At 36.6% G+C, this 24,869-nt stretch carries 21 protein-coding genes and 1 tRNA gene; 13 read left to right on the top strand and 9 right to left on the bottom strand.

From position 1 onward, the window contains the following. Positions 1 to 84: 84 nt before the first annotated feature. Positions 85 to 2,025 (bottom strand): DNA primase, encoded by a 1,941-nt coding sequence (dnaG, locus tag FS875_RS03025; RefSeq protein WP_144752867.1) that lies wholly within the window; start codon positions 2,023 to 2,025, stop codon positions 85 to 87. Positions 2,026 to 2,159: 134 nt separating this feature from the next. Here dnaG and FS875_RS03020 point away from each other — a divergent pair, with 134 nt between their 5' ends. The 4 genes from FS875_RS03020 to ubiC all read left to right on the top strand — a co-directional run bounded on the left by FS875_RS03020 (position 2,160) and on the right by ubiC (position 7,995). Then, a complete protein-coding gene (locus FS875_RS03020) occupies positions 2,160 to 3,377 on the top strand; it encodes a mechanosensitive ion channel family protein (RefSeq protein WP_144752864.1) in 1,218 nt (405 codons plus the stop codon). Between the two features lie 70 nt (positions 3,378 to 3,447). Further along, positions 3,448 to 5,139 carry a Na/Pi cotransporter family protein gene (locus FS875_RS03015; protein ID WP_144752861.1) on the top strand — a complete coding sequence of 564 codons (1,692 nt, stop codon included), beginning with the start codon at positions 3,448 to 3,450 and terminating at the stop codon, positions 5,137 to 5,139. Between the two features lie 1,126 nt (positions 5,140 to 6,265). After that, positions 6,266 to 6,517 (top strand): GlsB/YeaQ/YmgE family stress response membrane protein, encoded by a 252-nt coding sequence (locus tag FS875_RS03010; protein ID WP_144752858.1) that lies wholly within the window; start codon positions 6,266 to 6,268, stop codon positions 6,515 to 6,517. A gap of 971 nt (positions 6,518 to 7,488) precedes the next feature. Beyond that, positions 7,489 to 7,995 carry a chorismate lyase gene (ubiC, locus tag FS875_RS03005; protein ID WP_144752855.1) on the top strand — a complete coding sequence of 169 codons (507 nt, stop codon included), beginning with the start codon at positions 7,489 to 7,491 and terminating at the stop codon, positions 7,993 to 7,995. Positions 7,996 to 8,586: 591 nt separating this feature from the next. Here ubiC and FS875_RS03000 read toward each other — a convergent pair. Next, a complete protein-coding gene (locus tag FS875_RS03000; RefSeq protein ID WP_144752852.1) occupies positions 8,587 to 9,039 on the bottom strand; it encodes a GatB/YqeY domain-containing protein in 453 nt (150 codons plus the stop codon). A gap of 254 nt (positions 9,040 to 9,293) precedes the next feature. On the opposite strand from FS875_RS03000, the gene carA reads away from it, so the two are divergent. Both carA and FS875_RS02990 read left to right on the top strand, forming a co-directional pair. After that, positions 9,294 to 10,490: a glutamine-hydrolyzing carbamoyl-phosphate synthase small subunit gene (gene carA, locus FS875_RS02995; RefSeq protein ID WP_144752849.1), complete on the top strand. Its 1,197-nt coding sequence runs from the start codon at positions 9,294 to 9,296 to the stop codon at positions 10,488 to 10,490. Positions 10,491 to 11,200: 710 nt separating this feature from the next. Continuing rightward, positions 11,201 to 12,037, top strand: a complete 837-nt coding sequence (locus FS875_RS02990) for a DUF1460 domain-containing protein (protein ID WP_144752846.1) — start codon at positions 11,201 to 11,203, stop codon at positions 12,035 to 12,037. 719 nt (positions 12,038 to 12,756) lie between these two features. Here FS875_RS02990 and FS875_RS02985 read toward each other — a convergent pair. After that, positions 12,757 to 13,665 carry a cation diffusion facilitator family transporter gene (locus FS875_RS02985; RefSeq protein ID WP_144752843.1) on the bottom strand — a complete coding sequence of 303 codons (909 nt, stop codon included), beginning with the start codon at positions 13,663 to 13,665 and terminating at the stop codon, positions 12,757 to 12,759. Positions 13,666 to 14,399: 734 nt separating this feature from the next. Here FS875_RS02985 and FS875_RS02980 point away from each other — a divergent pair. Next, on the top strand, positions 14,400 to 15,215 hold the full coding sequence (locus tag FS875_RS02980; RefSeq protein WP_144752840.1) for a TrmH family RNA methyltransferase: 816 nt from the start codon (positions 14,400 to 14,402) through the stop codon (positions 15,213 to 15,215). Positions 15,216 to 15,503: 288 nt separating this feature from the next. Here the strand turns inward: FS875_RS02980 and mnmA are convergent, their stop codons facing one another. Further along, the gene (gene mnmA, locus FS875_RS02975) at positions 15,504 to 16,727 is read right to left on the bottom strand and encodes a tRNA 2-thiouridine(34) synthase MnmA (RefSeq protein ID WP_144752837.1); all 1,224 of its coding nucleotides are present in this window, start codon (positions 16,725 to 16,727) and stop codon (positions 15,504 to 15,506) included. 409 nt (positions 16,728 to 17,136) lie between these two features. Between mnmA and sciP the strand changes: the two genes are divergently transcribed. Beyond that, positions 17,137 to 17,412 carry a CtrA inhibitor SciP gene (sciP, locus tag FS875_RS02970; RefSeq protein ID WP_120101864.1) on the top strand — a complete coding sequence of 92 codons (276 nt, stop codon included), beginning with the start codon at positions 17,137 to 17,139 and terminating at the stop codon, positions 17,410 to 17,412. A 148-nt stretch (positions 17,413 to 17,560) separates the two neighbouring features. On the opposite strand, the gene FS875_RS02965 is transcribed toward sciP, so the two are convergent. Further along, the gene (locus FS875_RS02965; protein WP_246067845.1) at positions 17,561 to 17,914 is read right to left on the bottom strand and encodes a flagellar export protein FliJ; all 354 of its coding nucleotides are present in this window, start codon (positions 17,912 to 17,914) and stop codon (positions 17,561 to 17,563) included. 582 nt (positions 17,915 to 18,496) lie between these two features. Here FS875_RS02965 and ctrA point away from each other — a divergent pair. Further along, positions 18,497 to 19,198, top strand: a complete 702-nt coding sequence (ctrA, locus tag FS875_RS02960; protein WP_120122575.1) for a response regulator transcription factor CtrA — start codon at positions 18,497 to 18,499, stop codon at positions 19,196 to 19,198. A 222-nt stretch (positions 19,199 to 19,420) separates the two neighbouring features. Here the strand turns inward: ctrA and chpT are convergent, their stop codons facing one another. Beyond that, a complete protein-coding gene (chpT, locus tag FS875_RS02955; RefSeq protein WP_144752833.1) occupies positions 19,421 to 20,059 on the bottom strand; it encodes a histidine phosphotransferase ChpT in 639 nt (212 codons plus the stop codon). A 216-nt stretch (positions 20,060 to 20,275) separates the two neighbouring features. On the opposite strand from chpT, the gene FS875_RS02950 reads away from it, so the two are divergent. Genes FS875_RS02950 through FS875_RS02940 form a run of 3 tightly spaced genes read left to right on the top strand, consistent with a single transcriptional unit; the run spans position 20,276 to position 21,557 of the window. Then, positions 20,276 to 20,872, top strand: coding sequence for a DUF1134 domain-containing protein (locus FS875_RS02950; RefSeq protein WP_144752830.1), 597 nt, complete (start codon positions 20,276 to 20,278; stop codon positions 20,870 to 20,872). A 27-nt stretch (positions 20,873 to 20,899) separates the two neighbouring features. Further along, a complete protein-coding gene (locus tag FS875_RS02945) occupies positions 20,900 to 21,298 on the top strand; it encodes a hypothetical protein (protein WP_144752827.1) in 399 nt (132 codons plus the stop codon). After that, complete coding sequence (locus tag FS875_RS02940; RefSeq protein ID WP_144752824.1) at positions 21,288 to 21,557, top strand: hypothetical protein; 270 nt, start codon at positions 21,288 to 21,290, stop codon at positions 21,555 to 21,557. The genes FS875_RS02945 and FS875_RS02940 overlap by 11 nt, the downstream gene beginning before the upstream one ends. Positions 21,558 to 21,860: 303 nt before the next feature. On the opposite strand, the gene FS875_RS02935 is transcribed toward FS875_RS02940, so the two are convergent. Together FS875_RS02935 and FS875_RS02930 are read right to left on the bottom strand one after the other, a co-directional pair. Beyond that, complete coding sequence (locus tag FS875_RS02935; RefSeq protein ID WP_144752821.1) at positions 21,861 to 22,979, bottom strand: DegT/DnrJ/EryC1/StrS family aminotransferase; 1,119 nt, start codon at positions 22,977 to 22,979, stop codon at positions 21,861 to 21,863. Between the two features lie 49 nt (positions 22,980 to 23,028). After that, positions 23,029 to 23,985 (bottom strand): Gfo/Idh/MocA family protein, encoded by a 957-nt coding sequence (locus FS875_RS02930; RefSeq protein WP_144752818.1) that lies wholly within the window; start codon positions 23,983 to 23,985, stop codon positions 23,029 to 23,031. A gap of 160 nt (positions 23,986 to 24,145) precedes the next feature. On the opposite strand from FS875_RS02930, the gene FS875_RS02925 reads away from it, so the two are divergent. Beyond that, positions 24,146 to 24,222, top strand: a tRNA-Met gene (locus FS875_RS02925). Between the two features lie 200 nt (positions 24,223 to 24,422). Here the strand turns inward: FS875_RS02925 and FS875_RS02920 are convergent. Next, a partial coding sequence (locus tag FS875_RS02920; RefSeq protein WP_281282239.1) for a DnaB-like helicase C-terminal domain-containing protein occupies positions 24,423 to 24,869 on the bottom strand: 447 nt, incomplete at its 5' end.

Here is a 24,869-nt window from a genome sequence, read left to right as displayed (position 1 = left end):
TCATTATCACCTTTATGAAAATGTCATTCCACATACACTTCCTTATCTAAAATTTAAGTGACTGATTCGCACTAAAAAAGCGAATCATTTTATCGTATCTTGTGTATTCCCGTCTATTTTTTCATCCAACCAACTTCCAAATCCTTCAATTAATGCTTCTGTTGCCTGCATCTCTTCCAGCTCATTTTTTATCTCACGAAGCAGATCAAAAACCTCACTCTTAGGATTTTCTATAAGTTGCTCTTCAATATCCTGTAACCTCTTATGTAGGTGGTGTTCCTGAAGATGCAAGTAGACAGCTTGTTTTAATATAGCACGTGCATCTTCTATAGGAGCTCCAGCAAAGATAATACGCATACCAATATTTTGCACAAGATGTTTCATACGCTCTAATAAAGCTTTTTGTCCTCTTTTTTCTAAGAACGCAACCATTGTTTCTTTATCATGAAGGGGCTGATTTCCAAGAATTTCCAACATCGTTTGATGAAAATACATCAATTGTGTATTTTTTAATTCTAACTCAGAGAGAATCTCAAAATTTTCATGCCATAACTCAGGATAGTAAGCTAAAGTAAGTAAAATCACAGCTTCACGTAAAGGAATAGCCTGCGAAGAATTGCGTACTATTTCAGAATTTTCTAACAGAGAAAAGGGTTGATCTTTCAAGATCCTATTGGGTAAAGCCTGTTCATAGCGTCCTCCTCCCTTCTTTTTTTTTGAAAAAAAGGGACGAAAAAACTCAAAAAGGCGTTGTTTTATATCTTGCAAATAATAACGACGGACATCTTCATCCTTAATCGTAAAAATTTTCTGTTTGAGTTGTTTTTCAAGCGCCGCACGTGTCTCTGGTGTTTCAAAATTCTTTCCATAGGTCGCCCGCCACCATAAAAGCTCAATCAAAGGAATAGCTTTTTGCAAAAAAGAAGAAAAAAGGGGCGCACCACCATCACAAACAATTTCATCAGGATCTTTTCCTTGTGGCAACAAAACAAAGTGGACACAAACCCCAACCTTTAAAAGAGGCAATACCCGATCAGCAACGCGAAAAGCAGCCTTTAAACCAGCATCATCACCATCAAAACACAAAATAGGCTCCTTGCTCATCTGCCATAAAAGCTCAATTTGCGCTTCCGTTAATGCTGTTCCTAAGGGAGCTACGACTCCCTCAAAACCGGCCTTAGTCAATGCAATGACATCCATATACCCCTCGACAACCAGAAGGGAATGAATTTTTTCATCACCAACAAAGCGACTATTTTTGCGCGCCGCTGCCGCATTATAAAGTATATTTCCTTTATGAAAGAGCACTGTTTCAGGACTGTTAAGATATTTTGCGCGTGTCTCTTTTTCTAACGCACGCCCTCCAAAAGCCACCACACGTCCACGCAAATCTTCGATAGGAAACATAATGCGATTTCTAAATCGATCATAAGAAGCTGCCCTCTCCTCATGTGCTGTGAGAAGTCCACATTCTTCCATTTGTTTTATTGAAATACCACGGGCACTTAAAGCTTCTTTCAAAGCTGTACGCCTTACCGGTGCAAAACCAATTCGAAAACGCTCTATAAGCTTTTGCGTAACACCACGCTCCTCCAGATAACGACGTGCCTGCGCCCCTTCTTGATCGCGTAAATGATATTGAAAAAAATCTGTCGCAATCTTCATCACATCATAAAGGTCGGCTTTTTCCATTTGACGTTGATGACTTTGTGGATCCAAAACAGGGAGTTTCATTCCTGCAAAATCAGCCAAACGCTCGACACTTTCTGAAAAATGCAATCCATCAAGCTCGCACAGGAAGGTAAAAATATCTCCGCTGACCCCACAACCAAAACAATAATAACGCCCTTTATGATCATTACAATGAAAACTGGGCGTTTTCTCACCATGAAATGGACAACAACACCAAAAATCTCCCCGTGAAGGCTTACTTTTTCGAGGATCAAAGTCCACCCGTTGACCAATCACTGTTGAAATTGGAAGTCTGCTACGTAGTTCATTAAGAAAATCAGGCGGAAAACGCATTATCTCTCACAGAGTTTAAAAATTCTTTTTTGCATATTTAACGACTTTAGAGCATAATTCCAAGACTTCCTCTTAAGCTGTTGTAAAATTTTAATCTATCAACTGCCTATAATTTTAGAAATGGAGAGTAAAAAGTGATCGAATTTATTGTTCAATATCCGTGGTTAGAAGCTATTTCTTGGCTTGTTATTCTTACTATATTTGCCCTTTTAATCAACTTTGTAGGACGAAAATTACTCATCCACGGAGCAAAAAAACTTTCTTCTCTCCTTCCCAAGAACACAACAACCGATATTAAAAATGCTATTCAATACCTAGCAAATATCATTTCAGCTTTTATTCTTTCAATCGGTGTTAATTTTATACCAACATTGCCCGATGCATTCAGCACTGTCATCAATAATGTTGCCAACGCCTTCATTATCTTTTTTGTTGTTCTAACAATTTCTGCCTGTCTCAATATTATTAATATCCTTTATGAGCAACGGCCAACAGCCCGACTAAAACCGATAAAAGGCTATATTCAAATTGCTAAAATTGCACTTTTTGCGATTGCGGCCGTTCTAATGGTCGCCACCTTAATTGATCGTTCCCCTCTTATTCTTTTCTCCGGTCTTGGTGCAATGGCCGCAGTTCTCATGTTAATTTTTCAAGATACACTTCTTTCTCTTGTTGCCGGTATTCAAATTTCATCCACCGATATGGTTCGTGTTGGTGATTGGATTGAAATTCCCAATCTCGGTGCTGATGGTGATGTTATTGAAATTGCCCTTCATACTGTTAAAGTTCAAAATTTCGACAACACCATCACCTCAGTACCGATCCGCAAACTTGTAACCGACCCTTTTAAGAATTGGCGTGGAATGCAAGAATCAGGTGGCAGACGCATCAAGCGCTCCCTTTTTATTGATCAATCTAGTATCCATTTTCTCACAGAAGAAGAACAAAAATATCTTTCCCGATTTAATTTACTAGAAAATTATTTCACGCAAAAAAGAGCAGAAATTGATCAATGGAATGCTCAATTAGATAAAAATCATGATGTTGTCGCCAATACACGCCGTTTAACCAACATTGGAACTTTTCGTGCTTATGTTTTTGCTTATCTCAAACAGCATCTCAACATCAACCCCAATATGACCTTTATGGCCCGACAATTGCCCCCTACAGAAAATGGTTTACCCTTGGAAATCTATTGCTTTACGAACACTACTGTTTGGCTAGACTATGAACAAATTCAAGGTGATATTTTTGACCATCTTTATTCCATTCTTCACTGTTTTGGTCTAAAGGTTTTTCAAAATCCAAGCGGTTCTGATTTTAATCAAGCATTCAAAGTAAAAGTAAAGTAAAAGCAATAAACTTCAAGTTATCAATTTTGAATTAACCCTATTCATAAACAAAAGAGAAAGAAAAAGTATCATGAATGGTTCATTGGTACTCCTTCATCTTGCTGGCGCTGTTTCTTTACTTCTCTGGGCAACACGCATGGTGCGCACAGGAATTGAACGCGCCTATGGTGACAGACTTAAATATAACCTGCGCCACGTCATTTCAAAACCACTGTTTGCTGTAAGTTTTGGGCTTTTTACAGCGATGATCTTACAGAGCTCTACAGCCATAACGCTTCTCGTTGGTTCTTTTGTTGAATCTGGTTTTGTCTCTGGAATAGCAGGACTTATGGCTGTACGTGGAGGAGAATTAGGTTCAGCACTCGTTGTTAAAATTCTCACCTACGATCTCACACTTGTTGTTCCCCTTTGTCTTTTGATCGGTACTTGTATCTTCATGACAACAGAAAAACGTGAGTGGCGCCAAATAGGACGTATTGTCATCGGTATTGGTCTTTTGATTTTATCTTTACAAATGATCAGTACAGCGACAGAACCTTTGCGAGATAGCGAAATTTTGCCGAGCATTATTCGTTACCTTTCAACCGATCCTGTTTCAACTTTTTTGTTAGCTGCAGCTTTAACCTATCTCTTGCATTCATCCATTGCAGGAATCATTTTGCTGGTTAATTTTGCCAACTACGACCTTATCCATACACAACTTTGCGTTATCATGGTTCTTGGTGTCAACTTTGGCTCTTCTCTTATAGCCCCGCTTTTAACGCGCAATGCTTCTCCCAATACCCGCCTTGTTCCCTTGGGGAATTTACTCATGCGTGGCGCCGGTTCAATCCTTGTGCTAATCTTATATCTGTCTTTTCAACCACCCATCACATGGCTTGGCAACAACGCTCCTACTCAAGTGATCAACGCCCATATCATTTTTAATGTTTTCATTCTCCTCGCTGGAATACCACTTTCAAAATGGATTTTGAAATTAACCACTCAAATCGTTCATATGAGTACAAAAAAAACGCAAACCGATAAAACGCTTAATTTATCGGATCAAACAGCTCTTGATGATAGCGTTCTTGAACGCCCAGCTTTAGCGCTCTCCAATGTCATGCGTGAAGTTATTCATATTTGTGATCTTGTCGACATCATGTTGGAAAAAATCATGGGACTTTATGAAGAGCCAAATCCCCATATTATTGCTGAGCTCAATCAACTAAACATCATATTGGACAAAAAACATATCGCCATCAAACTTTATCTTGCACGATTAGCAGGACAAAAATTATCAGATGAAGAAGCTCTTAAAACACAAGAACTTTTAGGCGCCTGTATAAAATTAGACCAAGCAGGCGATATCATTATTCACAATATGCTGATGTTGATTAAAAAGAAACAACAAAAAAATCTAAAGTTCAGCAACGAAGGCTGGGATGATCTCCTTCGTTTCCATGCCATTGTACTGGCCAACGCGCATATCGCATTTAATGTTCTCGTCTCCCGTGACACCCACACGGCCCATCTATTGGTGCAAAAAAAAGATCAACTAAGAAACTTAGAAAAAGAGATGAGTTTAAAACATTTTAAACGCTTACGTGAAGGAGATCTTAAAAATATAGAATCATCCAGCCTTCATCTTGATACTGTCCGTGACCTTAAACAAATTAACTCTCTGTTGACCTCAATGATCTACCCTATTTTAGAAGAACAAGGGCTTCTTCAAAGTTCGCGCCTACGCAATCCTGCTGAAGAACAGATAGAAAAATCTTAAACTTATAAAATAAAACACATTCCATCAATTATTCAATTTTGAACCTTCAAATATCTTGCTTAATATATTGATGTAATAAGTTTTAAATGAGCTCTCTTTAATCGTATAAATTTCTTTCATTTTTAATCTATTCATAATGAATTTCTTAAAATTATTTGCTTGCACTTAAGCGATTTGCCCCATAACCCAAGCTCTTGAACAAAGAAGGTCTCATTCTCTCAACGCAAAAACTGTGATTCATATAAATCAATAGATTGATTTATAATGATAATTTACTCATTTATATTGAATGATCCCCCCAAGAAGATCCTTTCATTCCAAAGCCGTTCTCTATTAAATCAATCTAAACCATTCACTTACACATTAAAATGCGAATAATTCTGCGTGGAATAAGATGATACAAAAAAGGACTAAAAAAGCACCTCTTATGAACTGTCTTAGGAACCAAGAACTATTCAGAGCAAGTGTGTGATATATCGACCTACTCTTTTATGATGCCTATAGATGGGGGACCTCAATGAATTTATCACCCCTTACGAACAGCGTCATAAAATGAAGCTTGGAAGCTTTGAAAGAGGGGGTGTAAGGAAATGGCAAAAAGTATGATCGTGCCAGCCTAAATTCACCTTGTAAAAAAGCGTCCACTTCACAGGATTAAAAAAGTAAAGAAATATCCCAATAAGCAATGCAAAATCTCCCCTAATTACACCGTTTATATCCATAAACATTTGTATCAATCTTTGTAGAGATTAAACTTATTTGGCAAGCTTAAAAGCTTTAAATATTCATTTGGCTTATTGTTTTAATCACAATTATTTTTTAAAACTTTGGATAAAACGCTTATTTTAAAGCTCTTATAAATAAACTTTATAAATTATTAAAGTATTTTCTTTTTTATTCATATTCTTAATTAAATATATTCTATATAAATTAAAAATTTTTATATATAATAATAATAATTTTATTATACACTGATATAAATATTATATATTATTTCAATATATAGGAAATCAATAAGTAAAGTATTTAATAAAAATATCCTTTTCACTGGGTAAAAAGGGAATAAACCTTGATCTTTACAAAGTTTACTCTAGTTACAATCTAAATTCAGGCAAAGGAGAGTATCATGGAAAATGCAAATATCGGTTGGATTGCAGCTATCATTATCGGCGCGGTTGCAGGTTGGGCTGCACAGTATATTATGAAAAGCCAAACAGGAATATTATTAAATATTATCTTAGGAATTATTGGCGCCGCCTTAGCAAGCTTCCTTTTTAGTCTTTTAGGCGTAAGTTTTGCTGGTTGGCTCGGTTATCTTATTTCAGGTTTTATAGGAGCCTGTATTCTTATATGGATAGGACGAAAAATTCGATCATAGGGCATTATTTATTCAATCACCTTTTGGTATTCAGTAAAACAATTGGAATATTTTGAAATATTTCCCCATAATGCGTTGATATCATTTTTGTTATGATGGTGAAGTGCTTAAGTTATGATTTCTAGCATACACCATCATACATCTTAACAAAAAGTAGTAAAAACTTTTATAATGCACCCTTCTATATCCATAACCTACGCATATCAGGAAGGGTGTATACGTTATTTTAATGAAATACGAACTTACTTTGTACCGTATTTTGCACAAAACCTGCAAATCCAGCTCATCACACTGTCATCTCAATCTACAAAAGCGATTAAAATCAATCATGATGATTAAAGATCCTACCACGTAATACTTAATGTCTATACACTTCATCAACAAGAGCATTTTTACTAAAAAAACGAAGAGCTCTTTTGTATTCTTAAAAGATAAAGATAGGGAGTAAGCGAAAAATGATAAAAATAATTTTTCTTGCATGAAAAATAAAAAAATAAACACTATAAAATTGATATCCTCCTTTTTCTTTTCCATATTTTTATTATTATTCATTAAAGAGATTAAAAGCATTGAATAAAAAATTTAAAGGGTGATATATTCTTTTACATTGGCTTTTAATGATGAAAATATATTAACAATTATCAATATAACTTAAAATATATCTAAATAATGCTTCCTGTATTATAAAATAATACTCTACCCATTCCTCTTACTATCAAGAAAATTCTATAATGCATTATATGAAAGCACTTTAGATAAAGCATAAATAGATTATTTGATTCTCTTAATGAAAAGAACTCTATAACCTATTTTTTACATATCTTCTTTTAGAGATCTTTTTTTTCGATTTTCCATTTGATACTTTCTTGTTAAAATCTTGCTGCTTTTATACGCCTGTACTACAATAAAACCATCTCTTTAGTGTACTCAGCATAACATGTGGAATAGGATTCTAGATGTGGAGTAAAACGATGTCTGATCTTGAAGATTCCATCTTACCACCTCTGAAGTGGTTCTTTGATCAAAATCCCCCCCTACCAGAAAACATTCGGGATTGGCTCATGGAATCTGGCTCGATGACGCTTCGATTAAAAAAATATTGCACCTGCTTCCAAGTTCAACAACAGCGCGAATGTTTTATTACACGAGATAAATTAAAGGAAGAAGCAGAACATCTCCCCAAAAGCGCGCGTTATTGGTTACGCGAAGTTATATTGATGGGCGATAATAAACCTTGGCTCCTTGGACGCACTGTCATTCCACAAGAAACCCTTCATCACAATCAAGCCTTGATGCATTTAGGAACGACTCCCTTAGGCCACTATTTATTTAACAGTGACAAACTAACCCGTGATTACATTCATATTGGTCAACAAGGCACGCTATGGGCACGCCGTTCCCGTTTGCGGCTAACGGGGAAGCCATTGTTGCTCACTGAGCTGTTTTTAACAGACTCACCACTGTATACCCATAAATGAGGATACTCATTTTATTCTGCACAATGTATAGATTTTTCATAGTATTAAGGGGGTATCAGAGCCAAAAATTCTTAAAACCGTCTCAAAACAAATTACAAACAAGGACTTCTATTCGAAATATCTCTTTATCTCAGCTTAAAAATATTTTTTATAAAAAAGCGTTTTGAAATTTTTCTGTCCTTATCACAATCATGAAAACCAGCGCCTGAATTAAGCGGGTACGCCCATATTGATAAAACCGTCTGCATTTAAACTTCTTGCCAAATAATCACCATTCTTGGAAAATAACAGTCATTCTTTATCAAAGAAATGCTTTGAATTATCACAAAAGACAACAATACGCGCTGACAAAAAGTTTGAAATTTTTATGTATTAGCTTTTTCTCATCATCTTATTTTTTTATCTTTAACAGTGAAGACAATAAATCTTTTTAAAAGTAAAAATCCCTATAATCTTTTTTTTATGATATAATAGTTTTAAAGAACAAAAAAATATAAGATAGAACAAACATTCTATTTCCCTATGAGCCCCAAAAAAAACAACCGACTCATTTCAAAAGATTATTGTCCAATTCCTTTAAGTTGATAAGACCTATTGCAACTTTTTACGAAGACTATTGCACACTTTAGAAAAATTCATTTGCCCTGCGTAGCGTTCCTTAAGCCACGCCATTACTTTACCGATATCACGTAATCTTTTAGCTTTCGTTTGTGCCAAAGCTTCACAAATAACCTGTTCTACTTCCCTCTCTTTAAGCTGGTAGGGAAGAAATTCACGAATAACTTCTATTTCTGCTTGTTCTTTCTCTGCTAACTCCAAGCAACCAGATTCTTTATACACACGCATTAGCGCTTCACGCTGTTGAAGCATTTTTGTAAAAACAGACTGTATCTGCTGATCATCGACTTCTAGCTTTCCTTCATCATAATAAAGAATATCACGATCCCGAACTGCAGCATTCATCAAACGAAGTGTAGCAAGACGCGCACTATCCTGCACTTTCAAAGCAGCCTTAAGAGCCCCATCAATCTGATCACGCAACATAAATTTATCCAATTTTGTTCAAACGGAAAATGCCTTTTAACCAATCTTTATCCATCTTGCAATGGAGGATAAAAAAATAATTGAGGACTCGATCTTAGAAAAGATAAAAACAAGACTTTACCTCTTCATGGAATATCCTTATACTCCTTATTTTAAGCAAAACATGACTAGAATAATAGACACAGCATCTGTTAGAAGTATAATTTTTGTGTAAAGTTTTATACCTTTCAGAAAGAAAATTGTGGATACACACTATGATACAAACAGTTTCATCGAGCAGCCCTTGGAGTGTTAGCAAACCCACAGCCCTCTTAGTCCTTGCTGATGGAACCGTCATTGAAGGCAAAGGAGCAGGTGCAACGGGTATTGCTGAAGCTGAAGTGTGTTTTAATACCGCTATCACGGGCTATGAAGAAATCCTCACAGACCCATCATACACACAACAAATCGTTAATTTTACATTTCCTCATATAGGAAATGTAGGGGCAAATAGTGAAGATATTGAAGCTCTCACGCCTCTCAACAATCACGGTGCTGTTGGCGCTATTTTTAAGGCAGATATTACATATCCTTCAAACTATCGTGCCAATGAAAACCTTCATCAATGGCTAAAAAACCGTAAAATTATTGCACTTTGTGGTATTGATACACGCGCACTCACAATTCTTATTCGTGAAAAAGGTGCGCAAAATGCTGTCATTGCGCATGATCCTGGTGGGAATTTTGATATTCCTTCTTTAAAAAAACGTGCACAAAAATGGCATGGTCTTGTCAATCTTGATCTTACGAAAGAAGTGACATCTCAATCGTCAATGCAATGGGATGAAAAACCATGGCGTTGGAATAAAGGATATAGCACAAACAATGTGCACAATCTTCATATTGTTGCCATTGACTATGGTATTAAACGCAATATTCTTCGCCTTATGGCAACACAAAAGGCACGCATTACTGTTGTGCCCGCCCACACAACGGCACAAGAAATTCTGGCAATGAATCCTGATGGTGTTTGTCTTTCTAATGGGCCAGGAGATCCAGCAGCAACAGCTCAATATGCCATCCCAACAATCAACACATTGATTGATCATAATCTACCAATTTTTGGAATATGTCTTGGTCATCAACTTCTCGCCCTCACGGTTGGCGCAAAAACCGTAAAAATGCACCAAGGACATCATGGAGCAAACCACCCTGTTAAAGATCTTAACAGTGGAAAAGTTGAAATTGTATCGATGAATCACGGTTTTGCTGTCGATACCACCTCTTTACCAAAACATGTTCAAGAAACACACGTCTCTCTCTTTGATGGTTCAAACTGTGGTATTAGAATCATTGGAAAACCTGTTTTTTCTGTTCAATATCACCCCGAAGCTTCTCCGGGACCACAAGATAGTCACTACCTCTTTCAACATTTTTCTGATCTCATTATGCATTATAAAAAAATATCTTAAAATAAAATGCCTCACCTTCTCGCTTCTCGTCTTCGAATTATATCGTTTTTCTACCCATAACAATATTTTTACTGACAACTTATGGAATAAGTATTATCTTCATTATTTTACAACTTAAATGAGAATGCTGGATAGTGTAAAATTCTCATTCTCTCCTCCTGTTTGTTCCCATGCCTTTTCTTTTAGGATTGTATCAATAAAAATCACGAGCTTACACACCGCACAAACAAGATGAGTATCAATATTTAGTGCCTAACTTAAGAGCTGTCGTAACATTGAAAACCAGTAAAGTGAATGATGATGTATCTTTTACAAATTAAAGAGAAGTGTATTGTGGATCTTATACCATTTATAGAAACTATCCCCTTCTATTCTGTATCTACATGATCACGAAATTGGTGCTGCCCCATTGAAAACGATCCTCTCAAAACAAGAGTTAGATTTACAATACAGTTCTAAATATTCTACTCTGGCTTAGAGACATCATTTCTATTAAAGTTAAAATTTTTTCTCATCATCAGAATATACAATAAGGTTAAAGAAGCATCATCAGAATAACTTAACACTATAAAAACGGAGCATATTTATTGAGGCCATCAATGATTATATGCTATTATCAAATCCAATAATGATCTAACGAATAAGCATGAGAAAATACCACTTTTAGTAAGAATTGACCATGAGCTGTGAATTTAAAAATGGTGTATAAAATGCGAAAAATATCCCTATTAATTCTCACTTTAATGTTCGTGACAGGATGTGATATTCAAAATTCTGATTCACAAGAGGGTGTTTTAGAAAATAAAATAGAAACCCAACAAATAACCAACGTAGAGTTAGATTCTTACACTTTAAATAAATTAAATGCTCTTCTCCAAAAGCGTTCAAAAATAAATGATCACGAAAAAGGAGCCCTGATTGATTTTTTTTCTAAAGCTTTTCTAGGAACACCTTACAAAGCAAATATGTTACAAGGCTCAGAAAAGACACCAGAAAAACTCATCATTGATTTTAGAGGCTTAGATTGCTTCACTTATCTGGACTATGTTGAAGCATTGCGCAAATCAAACTCTCCAAAAGAATTTATCAATAACGTTATAAAAACGCGTTACATTAAGGGTAAAATTCATTTTTTAAATCGAAAACATTTTTTTACAGACTGGGCTTATAGAGAATATAAACATGCCACTGATATTACCGCTGAAATAAGCCCTCACGCAATCAGCGTAGAAAAATATCTCAATAAAAAAGCTGATGATGGAAACTATCTTCCTGGACTTCCTGTTGTAAAACGCACAATAACGTATATTCCCAGTAACTTTATTAATGAAGAAGTTATAAGTCGTTTAAAATCAGGTGATTTCATTGGTATTTATACAAAACTTGCTGGATTGGATGTAACACATGTGGGGCTCTTTATCATGACAGATAAAGGCCCAATGTTACGAAATGCCTCTTCACGAAAAGAAAATAAAAAAGTCGTTGATTCCCCTTTTATGGATTATGTTGCAAAAATACCAGGAATCATTGTTTTAAGGGCTCTTTAATAACATCATAGCAATATGAAAATAACTTCTCTATTCTTAATAGAGATACTGAGGTTATTCAATAAACCTCTCACTTCATACAAACGACACAAATAAAATCATTTTTGAAAAATTACAGATCTACAATTACCTTTACTGACTGAAAGCTGAAGGCATACAAAACTCTGTTGTCGTATCACGCGTCCTTTTTATATTCTCAACCCAAAATTATCTGTAGGTTAGCGCGCTCTAACTTTTATGAATATAAAAGGCATATTTTTGTAGGGATAAGTAAAGCCAGATATGTTATGATTGTTATCTCATAAAGTATTTTATATAAAATTTATAATTAAGCTTCATGCCCTCCTCGTCCTAAAAAACAAGAGATCTATTCCCAGTAGTCCCATAAACAGTCCATCTTCTTAAGGGAATCTCAGCGGCAAACCATTTCATGTGCTTCACTTAAAGCTCTACCGATAAGCCTTACTACTGAATATTTACAGCACACTCTAAAAGAAGTTAACAAATTAAATTTTATAGGTCTTATCTCACCACACCTTCAAAGAATAGTGTACGGCAACAGAATAAATTTTGTCTTAGATACTCTAATTTAACCTTCCACTTTATTGATGCCATAAACAAAATCAATGAAAGAACATCATTGTATTTTCAAGAAATATAAACTGTCTCACTGTAAAAAATTAATATTCGTAATGTGACAGGTAATTTGAAAAAACTTTTTATATAAAAGGTATCATTGTTGTACCAGGAGGCAATTTAGCCTCATCTTCAGGCTCGACATGAATAGAAATACGCACATTATCAAATTCTTTTTGAAGAACACCTTCAATTTTATCACAAATTTTATGGGCTTCTCCGACCTGCATGACAGCTGGAACAACCAAATGAAACTCTATAAAAGTAACTCTACCAGCAACACGTGTGCGTAAATCATGGATTTCAAGTGCGCCATCTGCATTCGCAGAAATCAACTCCCGAATCCGCATGGTTTCATTCAATTCAACGCCGACATCCATTAATCCTTGAATAGCATTCCTAATCACCTTCCAACCCTGTAAGAGAATATTAACAGCAACGATTATCGCTAAAATAGGATCTAAAACGCTCCATCCCCCTATAAAACCAGCAATCAGACCAATTAAAATTGCAAGCGAAGTAAAAACATCCGTTATAAAATGCACACCATCAGCTTTAAGAGCCGGTGAGCGATGATGTTTCCCCTGCCAAAGCAGAACCATTCCCCACATGCAATTTATAACAGTTGCAACAAGATGAATAACAAGCCACATTCCAGGTTTCTGCAATAATTTAACGGTGGAAAGCGCTATCCATGCCTCTCTTAAAATAACAATTGCTGCAATAATAATGAGTACCCCTTCAAGAATTGCAGAAAAATATTCTGCTTTATGGTGTCCAAAAGGATGATCATGGTCTGCTGGTTTCATACTCACCTTAACAGCCCACCATGCCACCAATGATGCAAGAATATTGACAATTGATTCCAACGTATCAGAATAAAGTGCAACCGACCCTGTGATGTGATAAGCCCAATATTTCAAAGCAAAAACAATACACGCGATAAAAATAGAGTATAAAGTTAAACTCTGTATATTGATTTTCACATTCATGAAACTCATCCTTTTCTTCACGAAACAAGGAATAATATTTTTCAACCCTATAACGATATTTGTGACATATCGCCAATATTTTCTCAATATTACAGAAGTTTCACCATACACTAAACGCCTCAACATACCCCTCTTATCGCAAAAAACTCCCCAGTTACATGGATATTAGCAATAAAGGGACATCAGCAATAAAGGATGAAAAGAGTAAAGCATAAACAAACAAATCCCCTTCATGAATCATCTTTTGAACAACTTAAAGCCATCTCACATTTTATGAACGAAAAAACTACTTTTGCTCAAATTTTGTTCAAATGTATCATGATCACACATTATTATGTACATTTTATAATGTACATAATAACCCCATCTATAGGCATCTTTGCCCCCTAGGAAAAATGACTCATCACTCTCCTGTACCCTTACAGCTTAAGAAAATTTTAAAATATGATTGCCAAAAAACTTAGAAAAAGGAGATCAATCATCCCCAAAAAAGAATCTGGGCATTGGGGACCCAGATTCTTTTCCCTTATCCTTAAGGGCATACAGAACTTGGGAAATAGCGGGGACCCAAGACACTGCACCCGATACGAAAATAAAATTCATTATCCCGCATCAGTGTTTTCACAATACACCTATTTATATAGGTTGTCAATATAGATTCTACCATAAGTTTTAAAAAATAAAGCAAATTCTAACAACTGGAAATTGAAAGAAAAAAGCATTAAGAATCTCGCATGCATTTAAATATTACAACAATTGACGAAACAAATGACCCACGCCTAAAAGACTATCATAATATCCGTGAAAAAGATCTTGTTGGACGACAACAGCAATTTATTGCTGAAGGTAAAATAACGTTATCTGCATTATTGCATTCAAAAGAATTTTCTCCTCTCTCGCTGCTTATCCTAGCAAAACGCCTCCCTGGACTTCTACCGCTTTTAGACAAAACACAGCCTCGATGTCCCATTTATTGCGTTCCACAAAAAGTCATGGATGATATCACCGGTTTCCATGTTCATCGTGGTGTTCTAGGTATTGGTAAACGCAAAGCGCTCCCATCATTACAAAGTTTTTTACAAAATCTTCCAGAAAAAGCTTTGATTCTGGTTTTATGTGGTATCTCGAATCATGATAATATGGGATCAATTTTTCGTAATGCAGCAGCCTTTGCCAGTCACGGCATTATTGTCGACAAAACCTCTTGCGATCCACTTTATCGCAAATCAATCAGAGTTTCTGCCGGCGCTGCTCTAAAAGTACCCTATACGCAAAATGCTGATATAAATGACATTATAGCTGCTCTAAACAATGAAAACTTTCATCTTTATGCGCTCTCCCCTTCTGCCTCACACACGCTCAAGCAAGCAAACAAAACCAAAAGAATGGCCCTTATTTTTGGAACAGAAGGTGATGGCTTACCACCTCATATACTACAACAATCACAAGCCTTACGGATTCCCATGACTGATGGCTTTGATAGCCTCAATGTTGCCACAGCCTCAGGAATTGCTCTCGCCCATTTTACCGACTTTGAACACCCAAGATGATGAGATTTTAAGTTGTAACAAATATCCAATGATGTGTATTCTTTACCAACCCCCAAAGTTGCTATCCCCTAGTATTTTAGAGCATTCATCAAAGACATTTTTACATTTCTTTTATCATTTTTTCCTACCATAATCACACCTATCCACCATCATCCCCCTTGTAATGGACAAAAGACATGATTTTGATAGATTCAATCATAAAACAAATTTACATTGAGAAAATCTTACACAAATTTTTCATTCAGATTGAAGGGTAAAATTATCATTATACATTAATTTACTATCTTTTTATGAAACTGTTGTTTTAAGCTTAGAGGAAACAGAATCTTCTGTTTCAAGATTGCACAAAACACGCTTCAACATCATTTCAATGTCAGCCGCACGTTCTGAATGCGTTACAAATCCTCCCCCAAGAATACGCGCCTCATGGCCATTTCCATCATAAAGAACGCAAGCTTGCCCTGGTGCCACACCATTTTCACATTCCAGCAGATCAACGGAAAAAACCCCTTCTTTATAATGCAAACGCGCAAGATGAGGCGGACGCGTTGAACGCACCTTGACCGCCACCTCAATACCTTGAGAAGGAAAATTATCCAACGACTCATCACCAAGCCAATTCACATCACGTAAAAAAAGCTTATGTGTTTCTAACATTTCACGCGGACCAACAATAACACGGGCATTTTCCACATCGAGATAAACCACATAAAGCGCTTCCCCCGTTGACACCCCAATACCACGACGTTGACCAACAGTATAATTAACAATCCCTGAATGTTTGCCTAAAATCTTTCCATCGATATGGACAATAAAACCAGGATTAGCAGCCTCTGGACGCAGTTTTGCGATAACATCTGAATATTTTCCCTGTGGAACAAAACAAATATCCTGACTATCATGCTTATTGGCAACCGCAAAGCCCATTTCTGCAGCCATTTCACGAACGCGCGCCTTTGGAAGATCGCCAAGGGGGAAACGCAAATAATCAATCTGTTCTTGTGTTGTTGCAAAAAGAAAATAACTTTGATCACGATCGTTATCGAGAGGACGAAAGAGTGCTCGATGTGCCCCATGAGAACGCGAACGAATATAATGTCCCGTTGCCAAAGCATCTGCCCCCAATTCACGCGCTGTTGCTAACAAATCAGCAAACTTAACTGTCTGATTGCATGCAATACATGGAACTGGAGTCTCTCCATGAGCATAGCTTTCTGCAAAAGGATCAATAACAGCTTCACGAAAGCGTTTCTCATAATCAAGAACATAATGCGGTATTCCCAATGTTTCTGCAACACGGCGCGCATCTTCAATATCTTGTCCCGCACAACACGCTCCTACCCGATGCGTTGCAGCCCCATGATCATAAAGCTGCAATGTAATGCCAATGACATTATACCCTTCCTTTTTTAAAAGACCTGCAACGACCGATGAATCAACCCCCCCTGACATTGCAACAACAATGCGAGAATCCTCAGGTTGTCCTGGTAAATCAAGACTATTTAAAAACATATACTCATTCTCTATTTAGTGCTCTATTAATGGATACCCATATGTTAACATTCTGATAGACGCTTCTTCACCACTTTCATACCATCGATTGCCTTTATATTGCTTTTTTACCCTTTCCACAACCATAGCATCACTTTTCTTAAAAGCAGCTGTAAATAAAAAAGAGTGATAGAAATAAGGCACCATGGTAATCACTTGGGGGAAATCACTTAGAAAAATCATTGAGGAAAATTTTTTCTTTTTTAAAATCTAGCAAAATGTTGCAAGAGACGCCTCTTCACAGTTCGCTTGAGCCTCTTTTTAAATGTTTAATCACTTTATTAATTTTTTCTTTCAGCGCGTTTAGCTCTTTTTTAAATTTCATGCTCTATAAACGAATCAAGTCCTTGACTAAAGGTAGAGGATACGAATGACCAATTTGATAAAAACACAAATGAAATATGTTATTGGGCCAGATGGAAGTCCACTTACAATCGCCGACTTACCGCCACAAACAACACGGCGCTGGGTGATTCGTCGCAAAGCTGAAGTTGTTGCGGCTGTCAGAGGCGGATTGTTAAGCCTTGACGAAGCGTGTCAACGTTACACTTTAACCGTGGAAGAATTTCTTTCATGGCAAAGTTTGATCGATGAACACGGCTTAGCGGGATTACGAACGACCAAGATTCAACACTACAGGCATTAAGTTGCCGTTGATCATGATCTGATAACATAAAGACTTTATAAAAACAGCCAAACTCAATAAAAGTTTGGCTGTTTTTATATTATTTTAATAGATAAATCTAAAAAAAATAACTAACTCAATGATTGTTTTTGATCACTCATCCCCTGAATTAGCCAACCATTAAATTAGATTGAATCGAAATATCTTCATCATCCGTAGCAGTCTTTTTTTCTCGTGCTTCCAAAAGCTGTGCATGCTGTAGCTCTGTATGCGCTTCATGAAGAGCAATTTCAGCATTTGTTTTTTGAAGCTGTAAATCACGAATGGAATTAAGCAAATTATCACGTCTTTGCCGAGCAGCACGCGCAAGAGCAGAATAAGCAAAATGGTGAACATCATTGTTTCCAGATTTGCGTTCTTCATGAGAAATTTGTGTTTCCAATTCTAACACCATTCGTTCAAATTCTGCGATCATCATCTCAAGCTGTGCAATTTCACGGCGCTTTCCACGCACTTGAAACATTCTCAATCGCACCATATTCTCCCGTGGCTTCATACTCACTACTCCTTGATTGTGCCAACTCAAAACGCGCATTCATACTCAATTCATATCGGTTTAGTTATATATCTAGCCGAAAAAACAGTCTATTAATGAGACCATATTCCGCCCTTCCTTAAAGCATCTGCAAACACAACCTTCTTTAAAGAGCCATAACTATTTCTTCACTTTTCCTCCCACTATAAAATGAAGAGGTTTAAAGCTCCGTAAATAAACACTAAAATTGTAAAAAAGTAATTTATAAGGCTTTTTTTTAGATTAAAATTTATAAAAGAAAACCTTCATCTCTTATTATGTTAAAAAATACGCAATTTTTTAAAAATAATTTTATAGCCTCTTTCAAAAATAACAATATTTTGTTAACCACTATCATGGATAGTGGGGAATTTGGTAGTGATTGTTACGCGTACTACTAAAATATTCATAAACGCTTATCACTAAGTGTTTGATTTCATGAATTGCTTTTATCAACGATGGTTTTACCAACTGTTGATAAAATAGAAATGCTCCTTGTGATTCGTAAAGGAGCAAAGTGAGGGATCTAAAATGCGCGTATTATTAATTGAAGATGATAGAGCAGTTACTCAAAGCATTGAGTTGATGTTAAAGTCAGCCAATTTTAATGTTTATATCACTGATCTTGGTGAAGAAGGTATCGATTTAGGGAAACTCTATGATTATGATATCATTTTGCTTGATCTGAATTTACCTGATATGTCAGGGTATGATGTTTTGCGAACTCTAAGGTTGGCAAAAATAAAAACGCCTGTCCTTATCCTTTCCGGTATGAATGCCATTGAGGATAAAGTTCGTGGTTTTGGTTCTGGGGCAGACGATTATATGACAAAACCTTTTCATAAGGATGAGCTTATTGCGCGTATTCATGCGGTTGTTCGTCGTTCTAAAGGACATGCACAATCCGTTATTGTTACTGGTGATCTCACTGTTAACCTTGACGCAAAGACCGTCGAAGTTGCAGGACGCCCTGTTCACTTAACGGGTAAAGAATACCAAATGCTAGAGCTTCTCTCTTTGCGCAAAGGCACAACACTTACCAAAGAAATGTTTCTCAATCATCTCTATGGTGGAATGGATGAGCCAGAGCTGAAAATTATCGATGTTTTTATCTGTAAACTACGGAAAAAATTGGAAGCAGTCTCTTCTAATGCAAATTACATTGATACCGTTTGGGGACGTGGTTATGTGTTGCGTGATCCAATTGAAGAGAACGTACGGAAAACCGCTTAAACAGTGAAGATATACATTGTAAAATCTCGGGATGTAGCGGGCCGAGATTTTTCTCAAAATTTTTTTTCGTCACGAATAAAAACTTGCACACAAAAAATCTCATATAGAAAGCGCTTAAAGCTTAAGAAGTAGCCACACTCTATTCACAAATATAATTTTATCTCTCTTAAACTTGATTGAAGTTTCTTGCCCTCAACACGGCTTAAGCGCTTCTCTCTTAATTCAAAGCTTTTTTATACTTTCTAAAACAATACAATGATCCCTTTCATCAATATTTATTTTCATCTCTGTTACTTCAGCAAGTAACATTGTGTAATAAAATTGGATGACATGCGCATCAATAAGCTCTTCTTTAACTTCTCCATGATATAACGCAAGAAAATGTGGGGGTATACGGAGATTTTCACCCAGAATCTCAAATCGGAAAGAAGGTTTATTTTCCTCTTGCTCAATCATAACAACAATTTCACCACCACGAGAAACTGTTGCATTCGCAATCAATAATAAATTAAGCAAAAGTTTAACTTCATTTTTTTGTAATAAAAGAGAGGGAGCCTGCCATTTTAAAGTTGCTTTTTCTTGCCGCATATATTGTTGAGCAACTTGCTCTGCGGCACGTGTATCTATTTGTCCTCCACTTGCACCAGCAAAACCAAAAGCCAATCGTGCAAATTGTAGACGTGCAGAAGCACTCGCAACAGATAAACGCACCAATTGCAGAGCCTCTTCTTCAGCATCTCCCTCGTCATAAAGCTCCATTGCATTTTGAATAGCCCCCACAGGTGAAATTAAATCATGGCAAATACGACTACAAAGCAAAGCAGCAAGATCCATAGGCTTCAAAGAAATAGCGAACGTCATAACAGTTGAAAACTCCTAAATTCAAAAAAACAAACTTTATTTTAAAGAAAAACTCTTAACATCTGATGCATAAGAGAAAACATTGACAATCATGCTAAAAAAAATTCAGAAATAAATTCAAGAATTTAAATAACCTTACATCTTATTTTTTATTTGAATAGAATGAAAATTCTAATATTATCTTTTTGTTTGTCACTAATAAAAGGAGAAAACTCTATGGCTCTCTCTCTGCTAAAGTACTGGTACAAAAATATTATATCTTTAATCTTCCTTTTATTCGTCACCATAAACACGACATATGCTCAACTAAAACCGATAGAGCAAAACGAGCCTCATTATTCACTTCAAGAAATTATTGATTCTGGTCATATTTTTTTTGGAAAAACAACCAGTGGTCTAGCGATCGCAATTCAAAATATTTTTTCACAATATGGCTATCCCAATGCCTATATTTTAGGAGAAGAAGCTTCTGGTGCCTTTTTTGCTGGATTAACCTATGGCGAAGGAAAAGTTTTTACCAAAAATTATGGTCAGCATAAAGTTTTTTGGCAAGGTCCTTCAGTAGGCTGGGATTTTGGTGGCCAAGGTTCTCGTCTCATGATCTTGGTTTACAATCTTAAGAGCATAAATAATTTATGGGGACGCTATGGTGGTATTTCAGGTTCAGCCTATTTAATTGCAGGTGTTGGTTTTCATGTGCTCAAATACCATGATACCTTGTTAATCCCAATACGGACAGGAATTGGTGCACGCCTTGGTATCAACATAGGATATTTAAAATTAACACCTAGACCAACATGGAATCCGTTTTAAATGTATTCTTATTTGAAAAGGGGTATTATGCTTATTCAATCGTTTCTTTTTTTTATTCTTGGGGTTGCCTCCATTTCTTGGTTACTGGTGCTTTTATCCCCTCTTATTTGGCGTAAAGCCGTTCATTTTGCGCATAAAGATATTTGTGCACAAATTCCATTATCACTCACGGAAATACAAGCAAACCAAGATTTTATCCGCGCACAACATGCCGTAGAATTAGCAAAAAACCAACAAAAGTACGAATCTTTGCAAAAAAAATACGCCCAACAAAAAATGTACTTGAGCCAAGTAACAGAACAACTTTATCAGCCATACCTCCCCGCACAAAACACTTCCCCCAAAGAATCGATTGCCATCAAACAAAATATTGTCAAAACAAACAGCTTCAAAGGAAATCAAAAGGAAATCAAAAATGATGCGTGAAAAAATCGCACACTATCAGCAACGTTTACAAAAAATCCAAACCCATGAGCTTGATACAACGGCTAACCACCAACTGCTGGAAGAACTCCGAGAAGAAACAAAAGATCTTGCAGCAACGTTAGCAGCCCAAATAGCGCTACAGGAGGGGCATACATCACCTATCAACGCACTGATTCAAAAATCTAAAAGCAAAAATGACTTAGCATCACGTATTCGCAAAAAAATAACTTGTCTCTCTTCTAAAAGCCCCATTAAATAAGTTATCTCTTAAAACACCTTCAATGAAGGTTCATTGTGGTTCTCATAGTTCACATGCCTTTTACCAAATGTGACTTTCTCGCTAAACTAAAGAAAAAATTTCTTACCCTACACCGATTCAAAAAAATCCCTCTTCTTATCTAACGTTTCCGCTTGTCTATCCTATCAGCACCCTAAAGGACAGCCTTTCATGAGTCCTAAAGGAAATAACACTTGAAAATACTCATCATACATTCTAGCAAAAATACCATCTAAGATGTCCCCATAAAGCTTTTACACAAATTTTAAAGATAAAAGCACACTTTCAAAAGTGATAAAAATCTCTTATTTTTTGGATAATCATCTCTTGATCCGTTTGCGCCAAGTAAGGATGCATCGGTAAACTTAACACACATTCTCCTAAAGATTCTGAAACAGAAAGGGAATCTTTTACATAAGGAAAGCGTTTATAAGCTGGTTGTTGATGTAAAGGAGTTTTATAATAAACCATTGTAGGGATGGAGTTTTTTTGTAAAAAATCTTTTAATTTATCACGCTCTTTTACCTTAATTGTATATTGTGCATAAGCAGAACGAATATTTTCTTCCACTTTTGGAACTGTAACAATATCTCTCAAACCATTGGAATAGCGTTGAGCAATTTCTCCACGCTTTTCCATTTCATCTTCAAAAATCATAAACTTTTCGAGTAAAATTGCAGCCTGTATACTATCAAGACGTGAATTCATACCAATCCGTACATTATCATATTGTGTTTCACCTTTCCCATGAAACAAAATAGAGCGTAAAAGTTCAGCTAAATCATCATCATTGGTGATCATAGCACCTCCATCGCCATAACACCCTAATGGTTTTGCAGGATAAAAACTTGTGGCAGCTACATCACCAAAAGCACCACACATCGTATTACCGCTTCTTCCCCCCATAGATTGAGCAGCATCTTCAATAACAAAAAGATTTTCCTTTGCAGCCACTTGAGCAATTTGCACATAGTCAGCAGGAAGCCCAAATAAATCAACAGCAATAATAGCCTTTGGCTTTAACCGTCCTTCTTTTTTAATCATTTCGATAGCATGAGAAAGTTTTTCAACATCAATATTAAATGTATCGGGTAAAACATCCACAAAAACAGGCTCAGCTCCCACCAAAGCAACGACTTCAGCCGTCGCCGAAAACGTAAAGCTAGGACAAAACACAGCATCCCCTGGACCAATATTTTTAGCCATAAGAGGCATCTTCAAAGCATCTGTTCCATTAGCACATGCAATGACATGTTTAACGCCAAGATACTCAGCCAATTTTTCTTCAAACTCTGTTACTTTTGGCCCCAAAATATACTGACCACTCGCGACCACATGCGCAATTGCAGAATTAATTTTATCTTCAATACGCGCCCGCTGCGCCCCAAGGTCGATGAATTGCATATTAACTCCATTGATCATCACAAGAATACAAAAGTACTACTTATCTCTTTTATTTATCATAATTAACACTAGCAGCTGTTAAAATCCGTAAAACCGCAATAGCATCATCACCATTTGTACGAGGTAATTGACGCGTTTGAATACAATGAAGAAAATGCCGTAATTCGCAAGTAAGCGGCAAATCTTCACAAACATCAATGTAACTCAGCCCATCCATGCTAAAAGCCCACTCTTGATTCTCTTTCCAAACGGCAAAATGGTGCATTGCTAATTTACGGCTCCACGGTTCCATATCATCAAAAACGAGCATAGCCTTTGTCCCCACAACAGTTAAACGCCTCTCACGATAAGGGCTCAAACGTGAAGCAAAAAGATGGCTACGTACACCATTTGGAAAAGTCATATGGACATGAGAAAAATCAGAAATCTGATCAACGACAGCAGCCCCCTCACCGCGAATTTCGGAGGGTTCACATCCTGTCAACGCTAAAATCATTGAGAGATCATGAGGGGCAAGATCCCATAAAGCATCACTGTGTGTGTGAAATTTTCCAAAGCCTAATCGATGAGAGTAGATATATCTCACCTCCCCCAATTCTCCGTTTTTCACCAATTCACACATTTTTTCAAAAGCCGGATGAAACCGTAAAATATGGCCCACCATAAAAACGCGCTCACAGTCCTTAGCCTCCTGAATTTGGCGTTTAGCATCAACAACATTCAAGGCTATTGGTTTTTCCACCAAAACATCTTTGCCATTTTTAACAGCACGCAGCACATTTTGCGTATGAAATTGTGGCGGCAGCGCTAATACAAGTGCATCAATATGTTGGTGAGTAAAAAGATCATCTGGTGGAACAACCTCTACCCCATACATCGCTGCAAAACTGGCAGAACGATCAGCATCAATATCAGAAACTGCTGCTAAAGCCCCAAGAGAGTGGAGTGTCCGTATATGGTTTTCACCCCAATGACCGCATCCTAAAACCGCTACACGTGGCACCATTTTTATGCCTTACCTTACCTTATCATATAAAATTATACTTTTACATATCTAGGATAAAATAGAATGACAAGAGAAAAGCTTAAAAACGATGCTTGACATCTCACTATTCTACCCCTTATATCCGCAGAGGATATAATTATTTGCACTTATAATTTGTTTTGGCGGAGTAGCTCAGTAGGTTAGAGCAGAGGAATCATAATCCTTGTGTCGGGGGTTCAAATCCCTCCTCCGCTACCATTTTTTCATAGTATGTAGCTTGCCAGCAGGTTTTGTATATTTTGCCACTAGGTTTTGTACCAATTTATTTTCTTTCACATGATTTTTAAGGGGTTCTCAAAGGGGCTTCAAAGGCCTTTCAAAGGGTGTTTTAAGATTCGTCATTTTTTATGAGAACCTATGGGATTTTGCTTCTCAATCATCGGATCATTATTTTGCGCTCAAGCGGATATTTCTGGAAAGTTGTCGTTATCCGTTAGGTCATAGAAGCATGTAAAGTCAGATTGGAAAGCCAGAGGGACGATTCCTGTTGGTCCATGACGTTGCTTGGCTATGATAACCTCAGCTTTGCCCTTCACTTGCTCCATTGCTTCTTTCCATTTGTGATATTCAGCACTGCCTTCTTTGGGCTCTTCATTGTTGAGATAATATTCTTCACGATAAACAAACAACACAATATCGGCATCTTGCTCGATTGAACCTGATTCACGTAAATCGGAAAGTTGGGGACGTTTATCTGTTCTATTTTCAACTTGTCGCGATAATTGCGAAAGCGCAATGATGGGAATATTGAGTTCCTTTGCAAGCGCTTTAAGCCCCATAGTAATGGCTGTAATCTCTTGAACGCGGTTTTCAGAAGAACGCTTTGAACCGCTTGTCATCAGTTG

The sequence above is a fragment of the Bartonella saheliensis genome, from assembly GCF_902162175.1.
The sequence above is the reverse complement of the archived record's forward strand: the minus strand, read 5'-3'. Positions and strand labels throughout refer to the sequence as shown.